At 44.9% G+C, this 18,764-nt stretch carries 18 protein-coding genes and 1 pseudogene; 11 read left to right on the top strand and 8 right to left on the bottom strand.

Annotation, left to right across the window (positions count from 1 at the left end; translation table 11 throughout):
* The first annotated feature begins 3 nt into the window (after positions 1 to 3).
* On the top strand, positions 4 to 390 hold the full coding sequence (apaG, locus tag PO830_RS05285; protein ID WP_272852486.1) for a Co2+/Mg2+ efflux protein ApaG: 387 nt from the start codon (positions 4 to 6) through the stop codon (positions 388 to 390).
* A 6-nt stretch (positions 391 to 396) separates the two neighbouring features.
* Here apaG and PO830_RS05280 read toward each other — a convergent pair whose 3' ends face one another.
* Both PO830_RS05280 and PO830_RS05275 read right to left on the bottom strand, forming a co-directional pair.
* Positions 397 to 1,410, bottom strand: a complete 1,014-nt coding sequence (locus PO830_RS05280; RefSeq protein WP_272852485.1) for a DUF6695 family protein — start codon at positions 1,408 to 1,410, stop codon at positions 397 to 399.
* Positions 1,407 to 2,108, bottom strand: coding sequence for an NRDE family protein (locus PO830_RS05275; protein ID WP_272852484.1), 702 nt, complete (start codon positions 2,106 to 2,108; stop codon positions 1,407 to 1,409). Before PO830_RS05275 ends, PO830_RS05280 begins: the two co-directional genes overlap by 4 nt.
* Before the next feature lie 110 nt (positions 2,109 to 2,218).
* On the opposite strand from PO830_RS05275, the gene pruA reads away from it, so the two are divergent.
* Complete coding sequence (gene pruA, locus PO830_RS05270; protein WP_272852483.1) at positions 2,219 to 3,844, top strand: L-glutamate gamma-semialdehyde dehydrogenase; 1,626 nt, start codon at positions 2,219 to 2,221, stop codon at positions 3,842 to 3,844.
* A gap of 65 nt (positions 3,845 to 3,909) precedes the next feature.
* Here the strand turns inward: pruA and PO830_RS05265 are convergent, their stop codons facing one another.
* Both PO830_RS05265 and PO830_RS05260 read right to left on the bottom strand, forming a co-directional pair.
* Positions 3,910 to 4,326: an Omp28-related outer membrane protein gene (locus PO830_RS05265; protein WP_272852482.1), complete on the bottom strand. Its 417-nt coding sequence runs from the start codon at positions 4,324 to 4,326 to the stop codon at positions 3,910 to 3,912.
* 9 nt (positions 4,327 to 4,335) lie between these two features.
* Positions 4,336 to 4,521, bottom strand: coding sequence for a hypothetical protein (locus PO830_RS05260; RefSeq protein WP_272852481.1), 186 nt, complete (start codon positions 4,519 to 4,521; stop codon positions 4,336 to 4,338).
* Between the two features lie 231 nt (positions 4,522 to 4,752).
* Between PO830_RS05260 and PO830_RS05255 the strand changes: the two are divergent.
* From PO830_RS05255 to PO830_RS05245, 3 genes and pseudogenes are all read left to right on the top strand, one after another.
* A pseudogene (locus PO830_RS05255) lies at positions 4,753 to 5,157 on the top strand (Omp28-related outer membrane protein); the annotation flags it as partial.
* Positions 5,131 to 6,075 carry a T9SS type A sorting domain-containing protein gene (locus tag PO830_RS14820; RefSeq protein ID WP_336375862.1) on the top strand — a complete coding sequence of 315 codons (945 nt, stop codon included), beginning with the start codon at positions 5,131 to 5,133 and terminating at the stop codon, positions 6,073 to 6,075. The pseudogene PO830_RS05255 and the gene PO830_RS14820, both read left to right, overlap by 27 nt.
* 77 nt (positions 6,076 to 6,152) lie before the next feature.
* On the top strand, positions 6,153 to 6,716 hold the full coding sequence (locus tag PO830_RS05245) for an NUDIX domain-containing protein (protein WP_272852480.1): 564 nt from the start codon (positions 6,153 to 6,155) through the stop codon (positions 6,714 to 6,716).
* A 6-nt stretch (positions 6,717 to 6,722) separates the two neighbouring features.
* Here the strand turns inward: PO830_RS05245 and rsmG are convergent, their stop codons facing one another.
* Positions 6,723 to 7,352 (bottom strand): 16S rRNA (guanine(527)-N(7))-methyltransferase RsmG, encoded by a 630-nt coding sequence (rsmG, locus tag PO830_RS05240; RefSeq protein WP_272852479.1) that lies wholly within the window; start codon positions 7,350 to 7,352, stop codon positions 6,723 to 6,725.
* A 125-nt stretch (positions 7,353 to 7,477) separates the two neighbouring features.
* Here rsmG and PO830_RS05235 point away from each other — a divergent pair, with 125 nt between their 5' ends.
* Genes PO830_RS05235 through purT form a run of 3 tightly spaced genes read left to right on the top strand, consistent with a single transcriptional unit; the run spans position 7,478 to position 10,946 of the window.
* The gene (locus PO830_RS05235; protein WP_272852478.1) at positions 7,478 to 8,581 is read left to right on the top strand and encodes a fatty acid desaturase family protein; all 1,104 of its coding nucleotides are present in this window, start codon (positions 7,478 to 7,480) and stop codon (positions 8,579 to 8,581) included.
* 4 nt (positions 8,582 to 8,585) lie between these two features.
* A complete protein-coding gene (locus PO830_RS05230) occupies positions 8,586 to 9,779 on the top strand; it encodes a pyridoxal phosphate-dependent aminotransferase (RefSeq protein WP_272852477.1) in 1,194 nt (397 codons plus the stop codon).
* Positions 9,780 to 9,782: 3 nt separating this feature from the next.
* Positions 9,783 to 10,946 carry a formate-dependent phosphoribosylglycinamide formyltransferase gene (gene purT / locus PO830_RS05225; protein ID WP_272852476.1) on the top strand — a complete coding sequence of 388 codons (1,164 nt, stop codon included), beginning with the start codon at positions 9,783 to 9,785 and terminating at the stop codon, positions 10,944 to 10,946.
* Here the strand turns inward: purT and PO830_RS05220 are convergent.
* A complete protein-coding gene (locus PO830_RS05220) occupies positions 10,943 to 12,403 on the bottom strand; it encodes a TrkH family potassium uptake protein (protein WP_272852475.1) in 1,461 nt (486 codons plus the stop codon). The two genes, purT and PO830_RS05220, sit on opposite strands and share 4 nt — an antisense overlap.
* A 44-nt stretch (positions 12,404 to 12,447) precedes the next feature.
* Positions 12,448 to 13,797 (bottom strand): Trk system potassium transporter TrkA, encoded by a 1,350-nt coding sequence (gene trkA / locus PO830_RS05215; protein ID WP_272852474.1) that lies wholly within the window; start codon positions 13,795 to 13,797, stop codon positions 12,448 to 12,450.
* Between the two features lie 157 nt (positions 13,798 to 13,954).
* Here trkA and ubiE point away from each other — a divergent pair, with 157 nt between their 5' ends.
* Positions 13,955 to 14,689 (top strand): bifunctional demethylmenaquinone methyltransferase/2-methoxy-6-polyprenyl-1,4-benzoquinol methylase UbiE, encoded by a 735-nt coding sequence (ubiE, locus tag PO830_RS05210; protein ID WP_272852473.1) that lies wholly within the window; start codon positions 13,955 to 13,957, stop codon positions 14,687 to 14,689.
* Between the two features lie 2 nt (positions 14,690 to 14,691).
* Positions 14,692 to 15,399 (top strand): type IX secretion/gliding motility protein PorT/SprT, encoded by a 708-nt coding sequence (gene porT / locus PO830_RS05205; RefSeq protein WP_272852472.1) that lies wholly within the window; start codon positions 14,692 to 14,694, stop codon positions 15,397 to 15,399.
* Here the strand turns inward: porT and PO830_RS05200 are convergent.
* Positions 15,386 to 16,120: a TrmH family RNA methyltransferase gene (locus tag PO830_RS05200; protein WP_272852471.1), complete on the bottom strand. Its 735-nt coding sequence runs from the start codon at positions 16,118 to 16,120 to the stop codon at positions 15,386 to 15,388. The two genes, porT and PO830_RS05200, sit on opposite strands and share 14 nt — an antisense overlap.
* Positions 16,121 to 16,154: 34 nt before the next feature.
* Here PO830_RS05200 and tamL point away from each other — a divergent pair, with 34 nt between their 5' ends.
* Positions 16,155 to 18,737 (top strand): translocation and assembly module lipoprotein TamL, encoded by a 2,583-nt coding sequence (gene tamL, locus PO830_RS05195; protein WP_272852470.1) that lies wholly within the window; start codon positions 16,155 to 16,157, stop codon positions 18,735 to 18,737.
* Positions 18,738 to 18,764 lie beyond the last annotated feature (27 nt).

Here is an 18,764-nt window from a genome sequence, read left to right as displayed (position 1 = left end):
AAAATGACTCAAAAAATAACGAAAGGCATACGTATTTCAGTTACCAGTAACTTCGAAGGAGTTCTTCAGAAGCACTTATTGGAAAACTATGCGTTTTCGTACACCATCACCATTGAAAACACGGGTAAAAGCACGGTACAATTGATCTCGCGCCATTGGATCATTCAAGATGCGTTGAATCAAATGGAAGAAGTTACCGGTGATGGCGTGATTGGCCAACAACCGGTGATCGAACCTGGAGAACAGCACACCTACAGCAGCGGCTGTTTGTTGAGAGCGCCTGTAGGCAGTATGCGCGGATGGTATCACATGGTCAATTTGGAAAACAAAACCCTTTTTAAAGTTCGGATTCCTCCCTTCCAATTGAGCGCCCAATTCTGTTTGAATTAAGACAGCTTAGGCCGAAGAGCTTGCTAATTGCATTTCAAATCGCTCAAACGGCATCAATCCATGTAATTTAATACGTTTTTCTTGCTGAATCACATGACAGAAAGCGCAGTGTGAGTCGTAGGTAAACTGGAACGGCAATCCGGGATCAAAGTTTTCTGAAACATATACTCCATCGTAGTCTATCAATCCGTCTTCATTGTATTTCCGAATGCGATAGTGATGTGTTGGAAGCTGTTCCTCTTCCACCCATTCAAACACCGCTGAGCTGCCAATCCCTTCTAATCGACAACTATTTTCCGGAAATTGGGGCTCGCGAATTCGGGATACCTTCGTTCTGGTTCGGCTAAAATAGTTTGTCAGGTTTTCACGGAGGGCACTGCCTTTATAGCGCCGAACGGTTCCGGCCACGACTTCAAAAACACCTAGTGAAGACGCTGCTTTTTCGACATTCCCAACCGTACTTGGGGTAAATTTTTTGTTGAATCGAAGCGCCTTCTGAATCTCCTCATCGTGTGTAGCGGCCAAGATAGTATCTGCCACGAAGCGTGCGCAATTACTCCCCTTTTTATGAAATGCTCCGTAGGGAATACTACCCTTATACTGCATGTTTTGAACGTACTCCAGTGCCTTTTCGTACGATATTGAATTACAAACGGAAGCGACCAAGCGGCCTTCCCCATGGGTCTTATCGGGATGTGCTGATAACCATCTCAGGATATCGGAAAGATTTTCGATGATCCCGTCGTTGCAAATGTGCGCTTTCATCGGGATGGCGAGCTCAAAATCGGTCTGCGCTCCCCGTACGCGCCCCATTCCCGAAGGTGTAATGTAACGTCCAAAGTCGAAATACGCACAATTCCCGGTTTTATTTTCAATGAGCACCATGGCGGCATGGCCCGCTTTTATCGCGTTACGAGTACCTAGTCCGAACCACGGCAGCAAGGAACACAACCATTCATCACTGTGCGTGACAAAGGTATCGGGCCAAGCCAAGACGAGTATGTTACCGGTTGCCTTCAAAAAATAATTTCATTTTCGTTGCCTTTTGGTAGCGATTGATACCACATACTTACAACCTCCTCCCTTTTAATTTGTGTAATGCTCTTGGTGCGTACGAAGCCGCGATCCATGACAAGAGAATATTCTGGACACTCCTTTCCCGCTGTTTGGTGAAATCTACGTAATTCTTCACTCGATGGATTGGGATGTGTATTCAGAAAGGAAGCAAACCATGTTTCCCGTGCCATTTTCATTTCTGGAGTGTACAATAAAGAAGATGACCAGATGGCAGGATGCCAGGGCTTTGCTTCTACATGTGCCGTACGCCCATCCCAAACTACCTCCAATAATTCGGAATCGTGTTTCCACGAGACAGCAATCAACGTAAAGGGTTCAATTCCGTTAAAATCATAGGCACTAATCGTTTCCTTCAAGTGTTGTGTTTTCAGCAATTCCTTTACAATAAGTCCGCGACTCATACGGTAGGCCTCTTTGCGTTTGTGGGCGGTAAACCCTCCATTCAGCAAACAAATCATTCGCTTCTGATCACTAAGGCCAATCCAAGTACCTCCAGCCTGCTTATCCTTCGGAAACAAGACACGGGTGTCGTCGATCATCGAAACGGTAGGCGCCTCAGTTTCTCGTTGAGGCGCTTCATCCCGATTGGATGTTATTAGAAACCGACCATTGTTTTTCGGCACAAAAGTGAGCGTACACATAGCGCCAAATATAGCCTAATTTAACGAAACATTTAAAATCAGGGCATTGGCGCATTGGTAGTTAAATTCGTACCTTTGCACCCTACAAATCAATCTAAATAACAACAATCATGGGAAAAGGATTTTTTGACGTGCCACTAGCCGTAAACGAGCCTATTTTATCATACGCTCCGGGGAGTCCGGAACGCGAAGAAGTGTTGAATACCTATAAAAAAATGTATCAACAAACAGTAGATGTTCCTTTGTTCATAAACGGCAAAGAGATTGAAACTGGAAACACGGCAACCATGTCGCCTCCCCATGATCACAAACACGCCCTGGGAGTTTTTCACAAAGCTGAGAAAAAACATGTGAAACAAGCGATTGAAACGGCCTTGGAAGCTCGAAAAAAATGGGCAGCCATGCCGTGGGAACACCGTGCCGGTATTTTCTTAAAAGCAGCCGAATTGATTGCCGGACCCTACCGCGCTAAAATCAATGCGGCAACCATGTTGGCGCAATCCAAAACCATTCATCAGGCAGAAATTGATTCGGCTTGTGAGCTCATTGACTTTTTGCGGTTCAATGTACAGTTTATGACAGAGATCTATTCGGAACAGCCGGAATCGACCTCTGATGCCTGGAACCGATTGGAATACCGACCGCTAGAAGGTTTTGTGTATGCGATAACGCCTTTCAACTTTACGGCAATTGCCGGAAACCTCCCAGCCAGTGCCGCGCTAATGGGCAATGTGGTACTTTGGAAGCCAAGTGATAGTCAGGTGTACTCCGCTAAAGTCGTCTTGGACGTATTCCGTGAAGCAGGCGTTCCTGATGGTGTGATTAATATGGTAATGGGCGACCCGGTGATGATTACAGATACCGTGTTGGAGAGTCCGGATTTCAGCGGACTTCACTTTACCGGTTCCACCGACGTATTCAAGGATCTTTGGAAAAAGATTGGCAATAACATTCACACGTACAAAACCTATCCTCGTATTGTCGGGGAAACGGGTGGAAAGGACTTCATCGTAGCGCATAAATCATCGAATCCGGCACACGTGGCCACCGCTATCTCGAGAGGAGCCTTTGAATTTCAAGGACAAAAATGTAGTGCCGCGAGTCGCTGTTACATTTCCGAAAGCATTTGGGAAGACGTACGTGATCACGTTATTGGCGATGTCAATTCCTTCAAAATAGGTTCTCCTGAAAACATGGAAAACTTCGTTACCGCAGTGATCCATGAAGGCAGTTTCGATAAACTTGCAAGCTATATCGATCAAGCTCAAATCGACCAGAATGCAGAAATTGTAGTGGGTGGTACCTACGATAAATCGGAAGGATACTTTGTGCACCCAACGATCATCAAAACAGACGATCCTAAATATGCTACTATGTGTACCGAATTGTTTGGACCGGTAGTAACCATCTATGTGTTCAAAGACGATGCCTGGGAAGAAACGCTGGATCTGGTAGATAACACTAGCGAATACGCGCTTACCGGAGCGGTATTTAGTGGCGACCGATACGCATTGAATCAGGCGACCCAGCGACTGGAAAATGCGGCCGGTAATTTTTACCTAAATGATAAGCCTACCGGAGCTGTGGTTGGGCAACAACCCTTTGGAGGGGCCCGCGCCAGCGGAACCAATGACAAAGCCGGAAGCAAGCTAAACCTGTACCGTTGGGTATCGCCGCGAATGATTAAAGAGACCTTTGTATCGCCTAGTGATTACAAATATCCCTTCTTAGGATAGGGAAACGATTACCATAAAAAATCCCGCTCGAGAGCGGGATTTTTTATGGTATGATGATATGAATATTACTCATATCCAACAGTCGAGTCTACCGTTGCTTCCTGACCGTTGACAGCGGTATTATCGGGGCCGACCACCATCGCTACCAAGCGAAGTTTTTCAGGATTAAAGGCGCTATTCAATTCTATAGAATAATTGGCTGTGACATCAGTGAGCGCGGGGGTGGCTGAAATGGCATCCCCAAATATATCCGTCAAAGAGGCACGCAACACGTCTTTGTGCTCGTAATTGGGGATTGGGTTTCCGAGTCCAAAGAATGGACTCCCCTCGTCCTCGTTATAATAATTTACCTGATCGGCAATGATCCCATCTTCTACAAGATAGAGCACCAGCTTTTTATCACTAATGGCTACTTCTGAAGCTACCGTTACCTGTACCGCCAATGTGCTCCCATCGAGTTGGGAGGTAATCCCAATGGCCAAATCGGTATCTTAACCGGCGATATCTGTCACCTCTTCAACAGGATGTGGATTTCTCCAATTGATCGTTCTATTCAACCTTCCGGAAGGAAATCCAAACACTCCAAACTCTTCTCGAATATCGCCTTCATAAGGGAGTGCCATTTCATCATCATTGTGAATGGCTACCACAACGATATCTTCGGTGAGTGCATGCACCGCGTCAATCGCCGCCGTAATTCTTGGGCAGAAGCCACACTAAGTACCCGTATAATCCTCAATGACAATTTTTGCTTCGGAATGATAATAGAAAGGGGTTCGATTTCCGTTTCTACGGTCGTTCGTACTTCTTTTGGTACCGCCATCGCCAACCAATCGAATTTAGCAGGGTATCCAGCAGGAACCGTAAACTGACACGTTTTCCCGGGACAAGGTCAAAATGCTGGGAGTACGGCCATGAGCCGAAATCAATGGGTAAGCGCTTCCAATGAAATACTAGGAGAAGCTTCCTATGTAAATCTAGCGACAGAAGCCGAAATTGATGTACAAACCAAGGAAATAACCGTGCATGTTGAAGCTTATTACACGGGCGACAGCCCCTTAGGAACCAATAAATTGAATGTGGCGCTGCTTCAGAATAATACACTAGGGCCACAAGTTGGAGGTGGCAGTGGTAATGAATATGTACACCAACATCGTTTGGTTCATATGCTTACCGGACAGTGGGGAGAAGATATTACGACCACTACTAGTGGCTCTTTCGTCGATCGAACCTACACTTACACCATTCCTGATGATTACAACGGAATTCCAACCGAATTAATCGATATGGAAGTGGTTGTGTTCATGACTGAAACGACTCAGGAATTGATTAGTGGAAATGGTGCATTCCCAACTTTTACTAATTTTGAATTTCAAGATGATGTTTCTCTTCGTTTTGCAAAAGACATCCTAGATCAGTGTGCTTCTGAAATCGCACCGGTGGTTAGCACACAAAATTTAGGTGAGAACGTGGTCACTTCCCTGGATTTCGAATATTCTGTGAATGGGGGTGCTACCGAAACCTATACATGGACCGGCACCTTAGGACAAATGGAATATATAGATATTGAGTTACCGGCAATTCCATACACCATGCAGGCGACCAATAATGTGGAAATCTCCATTGTTTCAGACGATAATAATTCAAATAACGATGTTAGTGTTTCTTTTGATGAAGCCATTGAAGGTACAGGAACGTTCTATCTTACACTCAATACTGATAACTGGGGTTCTGAGTGTACCAGGAGGCTTGAGGACAGCAACGGAACTATTGTTGATGAAGGTGGACCTTACGGAAACAATATCACCATTGAAGAAACTTTCCAACTAGACGAGGGCTGCTATAGTTTCTATCTTATCGACTCTTACGGAGACGGTGGAGGAGCCGTGAGCTTACTCGATTCGGACGGCACGACCATCTTTGCTACGAGTGGAAATTACGGAACGGGAATCCAAACCAATTTTGGGTCCCAAGGAAACTTCGGAATCGAAGATAACACCCTTGCCAACATCGTGATGTACCCGAACCCGGCAAATGATCGCGTAACCATCACGAATTTAGAGAATGCTTCCGTAGCGATATTCGACATTGTTGGAAAATCTGTCATTACTACCACAGGAATTTCTGGAGACACTTCGCTGAACGTCTCTCAGTTGAGCGCCGGAACCTATTTTGTTCGCATTGAGAGTCAAGGCGACACGCAGGTTAAAAAACTAGTGATCAACAACTAACCAACCAATTTATATTTCAAAAACCCCGGCCTAGGTCGGGGTTTTTATTTTTATCTTTAGAGACTATGGAAAAAAACATGAGCTATAAGGTCAGCAAACAACAAGAAGTGTTTCATGATCATTACACCATGCTGAAGGCTACTATAACCCATGACACTTTTAGTGGAGCTCCTATTACGGTCGACCGATTGGCATTTCACCGCGGGGATTCTGTGGCCATTCTTCTCTACGAAAAAGATACCGATCAATTAATACTAACCCGTCAATTTCGCTATCCGACCACCCTTCATAAAATAGGCTGGATGTTTGAAATTCCAGCTGGATCTATGGAAGAAGAAGAACCTCCGGTTGCCTGTGTGATTCGCGAAACAAAAGAAGAAGTAGGCTATGTTATTGAGCACCCACAAAAGATCGCCCACTTCTACCCTTCTCCAGGAGCCTGCACCGAATTATGTCATTTGTTCTATGCTGAAGTGACACAAGCAGATCGTACGTTTGAAGGGGGCGGTGTGGCTTCCGAAGATGAAGATATTGAGATTCATAAGATTCCGGCCCAGAGCGTTTCTTCTTTTATTAAAGACACCGTTATAGATGGAAAAACCTTGATTGCCTTGCAGTGGTTCCTGCAGCGCCATGGGTAGCCTCCGCTAACCCTTATATTTCAGCGGAAGGTAGACCACACTTTTCGTCTCGAAAAAAGATTCCTCGAAATACTCAGTTAAGGGAATTACTTGCGCATTTTTGTACAACGCCAACTCTTCCGAAAGATCTCCTCCTTTTAGATACAAAATGCCGTTTTTTCGCTCATGCGTGCTGTTCTTCGCGATACGACCGCGCACCCAATGCACAAAGGTTTCCATTTTAGCTACTGCCCTACTCACGATGAAGTCGTATTGATCGGTGATGGTTTCCACACGATCATTGGTAAGTTGAACATTTTGGAGGCCCAATCCGGTGGCCACTTCCTGTACCACATTCATCTTTTTACCAATACTATCAACCAAATGAAAATGTGTTCCCGGAAAAAGGATGGCCAGGGGAATTCCGGGAAATCCTCCGCCTGTTCCTACGTCTAGTACCCGAGAACCCGAATGGAATGCCTGTACTTTGGCGATTCCCAACGAATGCAGCACATGACGCAAATACAATTCGTCTATATCCTTACGAGAAACCACATTGATCTTTAGATTCCAATCCTTATAAAGTCCTTCAAGGAGTAGGAATTGACGCTGTTGGGTATCGCTGAGATCGGGAAAATATTTTTGAATGAGTTCCATAGGCTGAATTCTCGACAAAGGTAGCGGATTCTTTATAAATTTTCAGGGCTGAAACCAAAGGTTTCAATTACAATGTGTACCTTAGCGACTTCCCCATAAAATGGGATTATTTATCAGCATACATCATGATTCGTACTCCTCAAGTCAAATTTTCAAGAGTCGATTCGGCTCAATTTTTTAGAACCCTCAACAAACGGGTTAATCAATACTTCAAAGAAAACAATATTCGGCGCACCGGTAACTGGAAATTACACCTAAAGACGGTGGTCATGTTATCGCTTTACATTGTACCCTTTATTCTAATCTTAACCTTACCCCTTCCGGGATGGACCTTGATCCTCTTTAGCGTTCTGATGGGCGTAGGCATGGCAGGTGTGGGTATGAACGTAATGCACGATGGCAATCACGGCTCCTATTCCTCTAAAAAATGGGTCAATAAACTCATGGGAGGAAGTATGTATTTACTTTCTGGGAATGTATATAATTGGCAAGTACAACACAATGTGCTTCACCACACCTACACAAACATCCACGGCCATGATGAAGATCTTGAAGCCGGACGTATTATTCGTTTTTCACAACATTCAAAATGGCGTAGATTTCATCGCTTCCAACATATTTACAGTGTGTTCTTATACGGATTATTAACCGTAAATTGGTTGATCACTGCTGATTTTATGCAGACGAAACGATACCTAAATAGAAAATTGTCATACGGAAAGTTACCCAATCCGGTGTGGCAATGGAGCACGCTAATTGCTACCAAACTACTTTATTTTGCCATTTGGATCTTACTGCCCATGCTTATCTTAGACGTTGCCTGGTGGCAAGTATTGATTGGCTTTTTTATTATGCATTACACCGCCGGACTTATCTTAAGCCTCGTGTTTCAATTGGCACATGTAGTAGAGGCCACCGATATGCCCCTTCCGGATGATTCAGGCTCTATGAAAAATACCTGGGCGATTCATCAGCTGTTTACGACGGTTAATTTCTCAACGAAGAACAAAGTAATGAATTGGTTTACGGGTGGTCTTAATCATCAGGTGGAACATCATATTTTTCCGCACATAAGCCATGTTCACTATACCAAAATTTCGGACATTGTTAAAAAGACAGCAGAAGAATTTAATCTTCCGTATCTCGAATATAAATCCACTCGCAGCGCTCTGATCGCACATTTTAGACACTTAAAACAAATGGGCGCTATGCCGCAACTAACCTCTTAGCGTTATGAACCAACATCTTTCAGATCGTGTCAACAACATGGCAACCTCTGCCACGCTTGCCATGGCCGCCAAAGCACGCGAATTACGTGAGGCCGGCAAAGACATCATCGGTCTTAGCCTTGGGGAACCCGATTTTACCGTTCCCGATTTTGTTAAGGCTGCAGCCATTAAAGCGATAGAAGATGATTATCACTCGTATACACCCGTGGATGGATACGGAGCGCTAAAACAAGCTATCATCACAAAATTCAAGCGAGACAACGGCCTCACCTATTCACCCAGGCAAATTGTAGTATCCACCGGTGCCAAGCAAACTTTGGCAAATCTAGCACAGGTGTTACTGAACGAAGGAGACGAAGTGCTGTTACCGGCACCCTACTGGGTTAGCTATAGCGATATCAGCAAAGTAGCGGGAGGAGTGCCTGTTGAAATTGAGACCGGCATTGAAAGCGATTTTAAAGTAACCCCTCAAGCGCTCGAGGCTGCCATTACGCCCAAAACAAAAATGATGATCTATAGTTCCCCCTGTAACCCGAGTGGATCGGTTTATAGTGAGGAAGAGCTAAGAGCCTTGGCCGATGTCTTGGTAAAGTATCCTAACATCATCGTAATTAGTGATGAGATCTATGAACATATTAACTTCACAGGGCAAGGTCATGCGAGCATGGCGGCTTTTGACGATATGTACGACAGAACGGTGACGGTAAACGGTATCTCGAAAGCCTATGCAATGACCGGTTGGCGTATCGGATATATGGGCGGCCCCGAATGGATCGCTAAAGCCTGTACTAAAATGCAAGGTCAGGTTACCAGTGGCGCCAATTGTATTGCGCAGCAAGCAACTATTACGGCCTTAGAAGCCTCTCCTAGCAAGATACACTATATGGTAGACGCGTTTCGTTCAAGACGCGCACTGATTCTTGATCTCTTACAGGAAATTCCGGGAATGAAAACCAACGAACCGGAAGGTGCTTTTTATGTATTTCCAGATGTGTCGTATTACTTCGGAAAAACGCTCAAAGGAATGATGATCAATAACGCTTCTGACTTTAGTCTGTTCTTGTTAGAACATGCGGCTGTAGCTACGGTTACAGGCGAAGCTTTTGGTGACCCAAATTGTATTCGTATTTCCTATGCAGCTTCCGAAGCAGACATCAAAGAAGCACTAAAACGAATGAAAAACGCCTTAACGACATAATCCATGGCGACAATCTTATTACTGGGAAGCGGCGAATTAGGAAAAGAATTCACGATCGCTGCGCAACGCGTTGGCCAAACCATCATAGCGGTTGATAGCTATGCCGGTGCACCGGCCATGCAGGTAGCCGATGGCAATGAAGTCATCAATATGTTAGACGGCGCTTCTCTGGATGCACTTGTAGAAAAATATCAACCCGATTATATTGTTCCAGAGATCGAAGCCATTAGAACCGAACGCTTCTACACCTACGAGGAGCAAGGTTATACCGTAGTACCATCGGCCAAAGCTGCCAATTATACCATGAACCGCAAAGCCATTCGCGATTTGGCTGCCAAGGAATTAGGACTCAAAACCGCAGCCTATGAGTATGCGAATTCGGTGGAAACGCTTCGAGCCGCGGTACAGCGTATTGGGACCCCATGTGTGGTGAAGCCTTTGATGTCTTCGAGCGGAAAAGGTCAAAGTACGATTCATTCGGAAGCCGATATTGAAACTGCCTGGACCTATTCTCAATCGGGTTCGCGAGGCGATGTGGCTGAAGTAATCGTGGAAGCTTTCATCAGCTTTGAATACGAAATTACCTTACTAACGGTCACTCAAAAAAACGGCCCCACCTTGTTCTGCCCTCCTATCGGACATCGACAAGAAGACGGCGACTATCGGGAAAGCTGGCAACCGGCACCCATGGAATCACATCATTTAAAAACCGCACAAGAGATGGCGGCAGCCGTAACCAAAGCCTTAGGCGGCGCCGGAATTTGGGGCGTAGAGTTTTTTGTAGGCGAAAATGGCGTGTATTTTTCAGAGCTTTCGCCGCGTCCGCACGACACCGGCATGGTCACTTTGGCTGGCACGCAAAACCTCAACGAATTCGAATTGCATCTACGGGCTATTTTAGGATGGCCCATACCTGCCATTACTCAAGAACGCATCGGGGCTTCAGCAGTAGTGTTGGCTTCCGAACATTCAGACCAACCCAAGGTAACCGGCATAGAAACGATTGCTTCCGAAGCAAAAAGTGATTTCAGGATTTTTGGAAAACCAAGCGCACAACCCCAGCGTAGAATGGGCGTAGTGGTTACATACGATTCGCTTTCCGAAGACCTGGTTTCTGTCACCGAACGCGCGAAAGAATTAGCCTCTAAACTGAAGGTTGAATCTTAACGGTTTCGCCAAAAGAACGGCGTGAAGATAATGAGTACGGTAAATAACTCGAGCCTTCCGATAAGCATCAGAAAGCTAGCCCACCACTTTGCAGCAACGGGCAGTTTGGCATAGGTTTCTACCGGACCAAGGTCTCCCAAGGCAGGCCCTACATTACCCAGCGTTGACGCCGCACCCCCCAAGGCCGTTTTATAGTCCAGCCCCAACCATGAGAACACCAGTACGCCCATGATAAAGGCAAGCATATAGAGTATAAAAAAGCCCAGAATATTATATACAATGGGCTGTTGTACGGCTTTATTGTTATAGCGTACCGGAAGAATCGCATTGGGATGAAGCGCTCGCTTAAACTCCAGAATTCCGTTTTTAATCATGATCAAGTGCCGTACAATTTTGATCCCCCCGGAAGTAGACCCAGAAGACCCACCCAAAAACATCATTCCGAAGAAAAATATCGTCAAAAAGGCGGTCCATTGTGTGAAATCGGCAGTTACAAAACCAGTAGTGGTAACCACCGCCAATACCTGGAAAACTGCATGGCGAAAGGAAGCCTCCAACCGTCCAAACGGCATGACATAGCCAGATACTTCAGCTCCTATATCGGTTTTAAAATAGATGATGAGTCCGGCCGCCAGACTCAACCCCAGAATACTTAGCGCATAAAATTTAAACTCGGTATCCAGTAGAATCCGTCGAAATTTCGTCTTGAACGCAAAATAACTCAAGACAAAGTTGGTTCCTGCCAGAAACATAAAGACGATGATAATATATTGTATGATGGGTTGACCGTTCCAGTGTGCGACACTGGCATTTTTGGTAGAGAACCCACCCGTACTTAAGGTACTAAGAGAATGGTTCAAGGCATCGAAAAAAGACATTCCGGCGACCTTTAATAATATGGTTTCAATAATGGTATATCCCACATAGATCAGCCATAATCTCTTAGCCGTATCGGTGATACGTGGATGCAGTTTATCGCCTCCAGGACCGGGTGCTTCCGCGGCAAATAACTGCATACCTCCAATCCCCAACAGTGGTAAAATAGCGATGGCAAGGACGATAATTCCCATGCCACCGATCCAATGGGTTATGCTTCTCCAAAATAAGACTCCCTTCGGAATGATCTCAACATCATTTAAAATGGTGGCCCCCGTAGTAGTATAGCCACTCATCGTCTCAAAAAAAGCATCCGCAAAGGTGGGAATGGCTTGCGTAAAAAGATAGGGTAAGGTTCCCGCCAGCGACATGACTACCCAACCGAAACTTACGATGATATACCCATCTCGCTTTTGAAGTTCTTTTTTATGGCGTTTGGTGCTTAGCATCAAAGCCCCACCTAGCGTTAGGGTGGTGAGACCAGCATACAACATCTCTAGTGCAACGCCGTCATGATACAGAACACTCACCAGGGCCGATAGCAGCATAAAGCCTCCGTTTACCAGCAACAGCAGGCCCATAAGGTGAAAAATAATTTTGTAGTTAAGCTTGGAAAAGGAACCCATTACATGAAGAGTTTTTCCACTTTCTTAATGGACTGTGGCAAGCAACACACCACAATTCGGTCTCCCGTTTTAATTTCAAAATCACCAAGAGCGATAATGCCTTCGCCGTTGCGAATGATCCCACCAATAATAGCTGATCTAGGAAAATCGATGTCTTTAATGAGTTTGTTAGCGACCTCTGCGGAAGGAGTGACCATAAATTCTAACAGCTCTGCGTTCATATTATTGAGCATGGTCATCGCCACTACCTCGCCTTTTCGTACGTGGCGAAAAATATTATTGGCCGCCAATAGTTTCTTGTTTATTAAGGTATCAATACCGATGGATTGCGATAGCTGAAAATAGTCCATATTCTCCACCAAAGCGATCGCCTTTTTCACACCTTTGCTTTTTGCCACCAGGCACGACATGATATTGGTTTCACTATTTCCGGTGACCGAAATAAACGCATCCATTTCGTTAATGGATTCTTCTTCAAGCAATTCTACATTGCGTCCGTCGCCATTGATTACCAAACAACTTGGGATGTCATCGGCAATCTCAAAAGCCTTCTCTTTGCTGTTCTCGATCAACTTCACGTTAAACCTGCTTTTGCATAGATCGGAAGCAGCCTTATAACCGATTTTACTTCCGCCCAAAATCATGACATTTTTGATCTCTTCTCGAACTTTTCCCGTGAGGGTGTAGATATGTTTTACTTCATCGGGACTGGTAATAAGGTAAATTTGATCGCCCTCCTTAAATAGGGTGTCTCCTCGAGGGATCAAGGTATATTGGGTTCCATAGCGCTGTATGGCTATCGGAATGTATGACAGCTCGGGATGATCTTCCGCCAGTTGTCGCACCGATTTCCCTACGAAAGCCGCCGTTCGTGAGAGGGTGAGCCCGATCATCATCAAGGCACCTTCATCAAACTCATAGGTATCGTTAAACCCACTTTGATTTAGCAGCAATTCAATTTCACGTGCCGCCAGCGATTCGGGAGAGATCAATTCGTCTATTCCGAATTTGGTAAACCCTACTTCGTCTTTATTCTCGATGAATTCGGTATTAGAAATTCGCGCAATGGTGCGCTCTGCCCCTAATTGTTTTGCCAATACGCATACGGTGATATTGGTTGTTTCGCTAGACGTTACCGCGATTACCAACTGTGTATTGGCTACTTGCGCGTCCTTCAAAACCGAAATCGAAGTAGCATCCCCTCGCACCACACGAATATCCAAATGGGTATCTGCATACGAAAGGGATTCACGATCCGTATCAATTAAAGTAATGTCTTGGGACTCGAAAGAAAGGAGTTTTGCTAAATGAAATCCTACTTCACCGGCTCCGGCAATGATAATTTTCATAAAAATCAGCTACACAATGCGATTGCAAATGTAGGCAAAATTCAAAAACACAAACGTTAAGAAGCAGTATTATTACAAGCCGCCTAGGGAGTGATATTCTAGTTTCCCTGCACAAAATCTATTCAAAATTTGGTATGTTTGCACCTTTCAGAATGCTATGGAAAAAAAGCCGGTCACCCCGTATAAAGATTCAGAAAAGAATAAGAAGGCGCAGGTTGAACAGATGTTCGATACCATCTCGGGCAATTACGATGGTTTGAATCGGGTGATCTCACTAGGAATAGATGTAAAATGGCGGAATAAGGTCATTCAAAAAGTCACGGCCACCCAGCCTGAATCTATTTTAGACATCGCTACCGGAACCGGAGATCTTGCCATACAGTTTGCGCAAGAATCGGAGGCCTCCAAGATTGTTGGATTGGATCTGTCGGAAGGAATGTTGGCCGTGGCTCGAAAAAAAGTGGCTGAATCTACCTGGGCTCAACGCATTGAATTTGTAAAAGGTGATTCGGAAGCCCTGCCTTTTGAAGCTAATTTGTTCGAAGCGATCACGGTTTCCTTCGGAATTCGAAATTTTGAACATCTGGAAGCGGGACTTTCAGAAATTCTTCGGGTGCTGAAGCCCGGCGGTATCTTTGTCATTTTAGAAACCTCGGTGCCCACGAGATTTCCCTGGAAACAAGGGTACTATCTCTATTCCAAAGGGGTGCTTCCCATTGTGGGAAGACTCTTTTCAAAGGATAAAGTGGCGTATCGCTATTTGAGCGAAAGCGCTTCGGTTTTTCCCTATGGCGAACAGCTCAACAATATTTTACGAAAAATAGGGTTTAAAGAGGTAGAAGACCTCCCCCAAACACTAGGGGTTGCAACCATTTATACGGCGACAAAATAACTATGAAGAAACTACTTGTTGTGTTGGCGATATTGCTGGGCGCGCAAAGCGCACAGGCACAGCTATTCAGTAAAGAACGATTGGCAAACCTCGAAACCTTCGATAAGCGATTTCTTACGTGGGGCTACTTTTTAGGCTTTAACAGCTACGATTTTGAATTTGATTACAACCAGGAAGACTTTGGTGAAAACACCGATATTCTGGTGAGCGCCGACGTAGGATTCAATGTAGGTTTGATTGGCGATATGCGCATCAACAACTACATCAATCTGCGGTTGGAACCGGGCTTATATTTTACGCAGCGAAATTTAATGTTTCCGGGCTTTACCGAAGATCGGGATGCCTTACGAGAGGTGAAATCAACCTACATCCATGTGCCGCTTCTGGTGAAGTTTTCTACCAAACGCCTCAATAATATAAAGCCTTTCGTAGTCGCCGGACTTTCCACTTCCTTAAACCTTTCCAGTAATGAAAGCAATCCGGAAGACAACAATGAAGGACAATTTAGAATGACCAATACCACCAACTATTACGAGTTAGGCTTCGGAATAGATATCTATTTGTATTTCTTCAAATTCACCCCCTCGATTCGAGGTGTCTTTGCGTTGTCTGATGAGTTGGTACCGGATGACGATCCTAATAGTCCGTGGACCGGAAACATCGCAAGCATGAAGACCCGCGGTATTTTTATCAACTTTACCTTTCAGTAGTACGCCTGAACTCGCTGAGCAAAATTGCGGTGGCAGTCGCTACATTGAGACTTTCCGTTTCTTGGTTGGCACCATATTGTGGAATGGAGATACGATGGGAAACAAGGCTAGAGAGCTGTTCTGAAATCCCATTGGCCTCATTTCCCATGACAAGCACCGCCCGATCGGGCAACTGACTTTTATACACTGTTTCTCCGTCCATGAAGGCCCCATACACGGGAAGGTCTATGGTTTCTATAAACGAAGCAACATCAGTATAAATAATGGGAATCCTAGCCAAAGACCCCATGGTAGCCTGTACCACCTTCGGATTGTAACAATCTACTGTGTCGACAGAGCACACCAACTGATGGACCCCAAACCAATCACAGAGTCGGATGATGGTCCCTAAATTCCCAGGGTCTCGTATCGAATCGAGCACCACGGTTAGGGAAGCATCGTTCTGTACCCTGTATTTTGGGATGCGAAAAGCAGCCAGCGCCGTGTGAGGCGTTTTCAAGGCGCTTATTTTTTTTAACTCGGAAGCAGAAACCTGTTGAAACACCGACTCAGGCACGCCTTCTGCGCGGTCTTCAGTAGTGAAATAATAGGCAGGAACCCAACCACTGGCCATTAGGTCTGCAATCAATTTTGGCCCTTCGGCTATAAAAAGTTGGTGCTGCTGACGGTACTTTTTTTGATGCAGTGCCGTTATGTATTTTATTTCACTCTTACTTATCAAAATAATGTATTTTTGAACGTGTAATTACATAGGATTGACCCAATACCTCACAAAAATATCACTATTTTTTGCAGTTGGCCTGCTTATCGTTTCCTGTAACGCTGTAAAAAATCTGGAAGAAGACGAATTACTGCTCACCGACAACTCCATAATTGTTGACAGCACTGAAATTAATGACAGCCGCGTTTACAGTCAGTTATACCAACGTCCAAACCCCCGAATCCTTGGTGTTCCGGTGGGATTACATATCTATAATTTAGCCGATCCCCAACCCGATTCGACCTTTCAACGCTGGTTGCATCGAAAGCCCCAACGAGAAGATCGACTGGTTCGTTTTTTATCGAAGAAGCAAGTCTATGGTTTAGGTCGCAGTTATGTAAGCTTCAATGAATGGATTCAAAATTCCGGATCGGCGCCGGTGATCATTCAAGAAACACGGGCCGAGAAATCGGTAGAACGCCTAAAACGCTATTATTTTACGAAAGGGTGGTTCAATGTAAAGGCATCCTATTCGGTTCAGAAGGACACCACCAAGGAAAAGCGAGGAGCCATTGTCTACGAGGTTGAACGCTACCGGCCGTATGTTGTTGACAGTATTTCTGAACGCATTAGTTCACCCATCGTAGATTCTCTTTTTCAATCCTCAAAAAACAAAACCTTTATCAAAGCGGGCGAACAGTACGATGTGGACAATTTTATCAACGAACGCGACCGACTGACCATTCAGTTTCGAAACTCTGGCTTGTATTACTTCGACCAGGACTACATCAATTTTGATGCAGACACAGTCAATACCGGACACAAAGTGAATGTGGACTATGTGATTCCCGATCGTTCTATAAAAGTAGGAGATACTTCTTACACCAAACCTTTTAAAGTGCACACCGTTAATGAAGTGCGTATTGTAACCGATTACACCTTCGAGAACCGAAATAAGACCTTTACCGATAGTATTAGCTACGCCGGTTATACGCTGTACGGTTATGATGAAATCGCGTACCGCCCAAAGGCCATTACTGATGCTATTTCCATTGCGCCCAATACTATTTTTAAAGATATCGACCGCACCCTTACCTACAATCAGTTGAGCAATCTACGGATCTTCAAATATCCCAACATCACCTATGAAGAAGACCCCGCAGACAGCACCGGGACCGGTCTGGTTACAACCATCTTGCTTTCGCCTCGGAAGAAATATAACTTCGGAATCGATCTAGATACCTACACCTCTACCATCCAACAATTCGGGATCGGGTTTAGCACCTCGTTTTTAACGCGGAATGTGTTCCGTGGGGCAGAAACCTTAGAATTATCGGCATCCGGAAGTGTGGGTTCTTCCAAGGATGCCTCCGACGGAGACAGCAGATTTTTTAATATTTGGGACCTGGGAGGAAATGTAAAGCTCTCCTTTCCAAGGATACTCTTTCCGCTGAATACCGAAAAGATCATCCCCAAATACATGTCGCCCTTCACCAATATCAGCGTAGGTTTTAACGCGCAAAATAATATTGGACTCGATCGACAAAACATTAATACCATCTTCAATTACAATTGGGAACCGTCTACCATTAAGACCTATAACCTGGGGTTGATCGACATTCAGTATGTTCGCAACCTCAATCCTCAAAATTATTTCAACGTTTACCAAAGCTCCTACGACCTTTTAAATCAAATAGCAAATGATATCGAAACGATAAACCCCGGTACTATCGATGTCGCAGATTACACGGTAAATGAACAGGGAGATGTGGTGCTTACAATTCCAAATGGAGCCAATAACTTCATCAATGATGTTGTCAATGACAGCATACCAAGCTCGGCGGTCACAGACCTGGGAAACATCCGAAGTATCAAACAACGAAAAGATCGATTGTCGGAAAACAACCTGATCTTCGCTACCAATTTTCAATGGCTACGAGACACGCGCTTGAATTTGAACGATCGGAATTTCAGCCGACTCCGTTGGAAGCTGGAAACAGCAGGAAATTTATTGTCATTAATTGGGAGCGCGGCAGGACTGGAAACCAACGCCAATGGAAAGCAAAAGATCCTGGGCGTGGCCTTCTCGCAATACGCCAAGGCCGAAATTGAATATATTAAACACTGGGAACTCTCTAATAATACCATTGTGGCCATCCGAACCTTCGGTGGGTTAGCCGCGCCTTACGGAAACAGTGATAACATTCCGTTTACCCGAAGTTACTTTGCTGGAGGCGCCAATGACAACCGAGGTTGGCGCGCCTATGAATTAGGTCCGGGTAGCAGCGGAAGCGTACTCGACTTTAACGAAGCCAATATGAAGCTGGCTTTTAATGCAGAATATCGCTACACCTTATTAGGGGCCTTCAAAGGAGCCTTTTTTGTTGATGTTGGAAACATCTGGAATATTTGGGACGATGTGGAAGACGAGGCGTTTACTTTCGATGGATTGGCCGATTTACAGGAGTTGGCCATTGCTTCGGGGCTCGGACTTAGATATGACTTTGGGTTCTTTGTGCTGCGATTCGATATTGGATTTAAAACTTATGACCCGGCAAGAAGTGAAGGAAATCGCTGGTTCAAAGACTATAATTTCAAAAATGCCGTCTATAATATCGGAGTGAACTACCCTTTTTAAACGCTTTATTTTTCTTATTTTTGTTGC

Origin of the sequence: Altibacter sp. HG106 (assembly GCF_028561755.1) — a bacterium.
Taxonomy (GTDB): domain Bacteria; phylum Bacteroidota; class Bacteroidia; order Flavobacteriales; family Flavobacteriaceae; genus DFVG01.
This window is presented reverse-complemented; position numbering and strand designations above follow the sequence as displayed.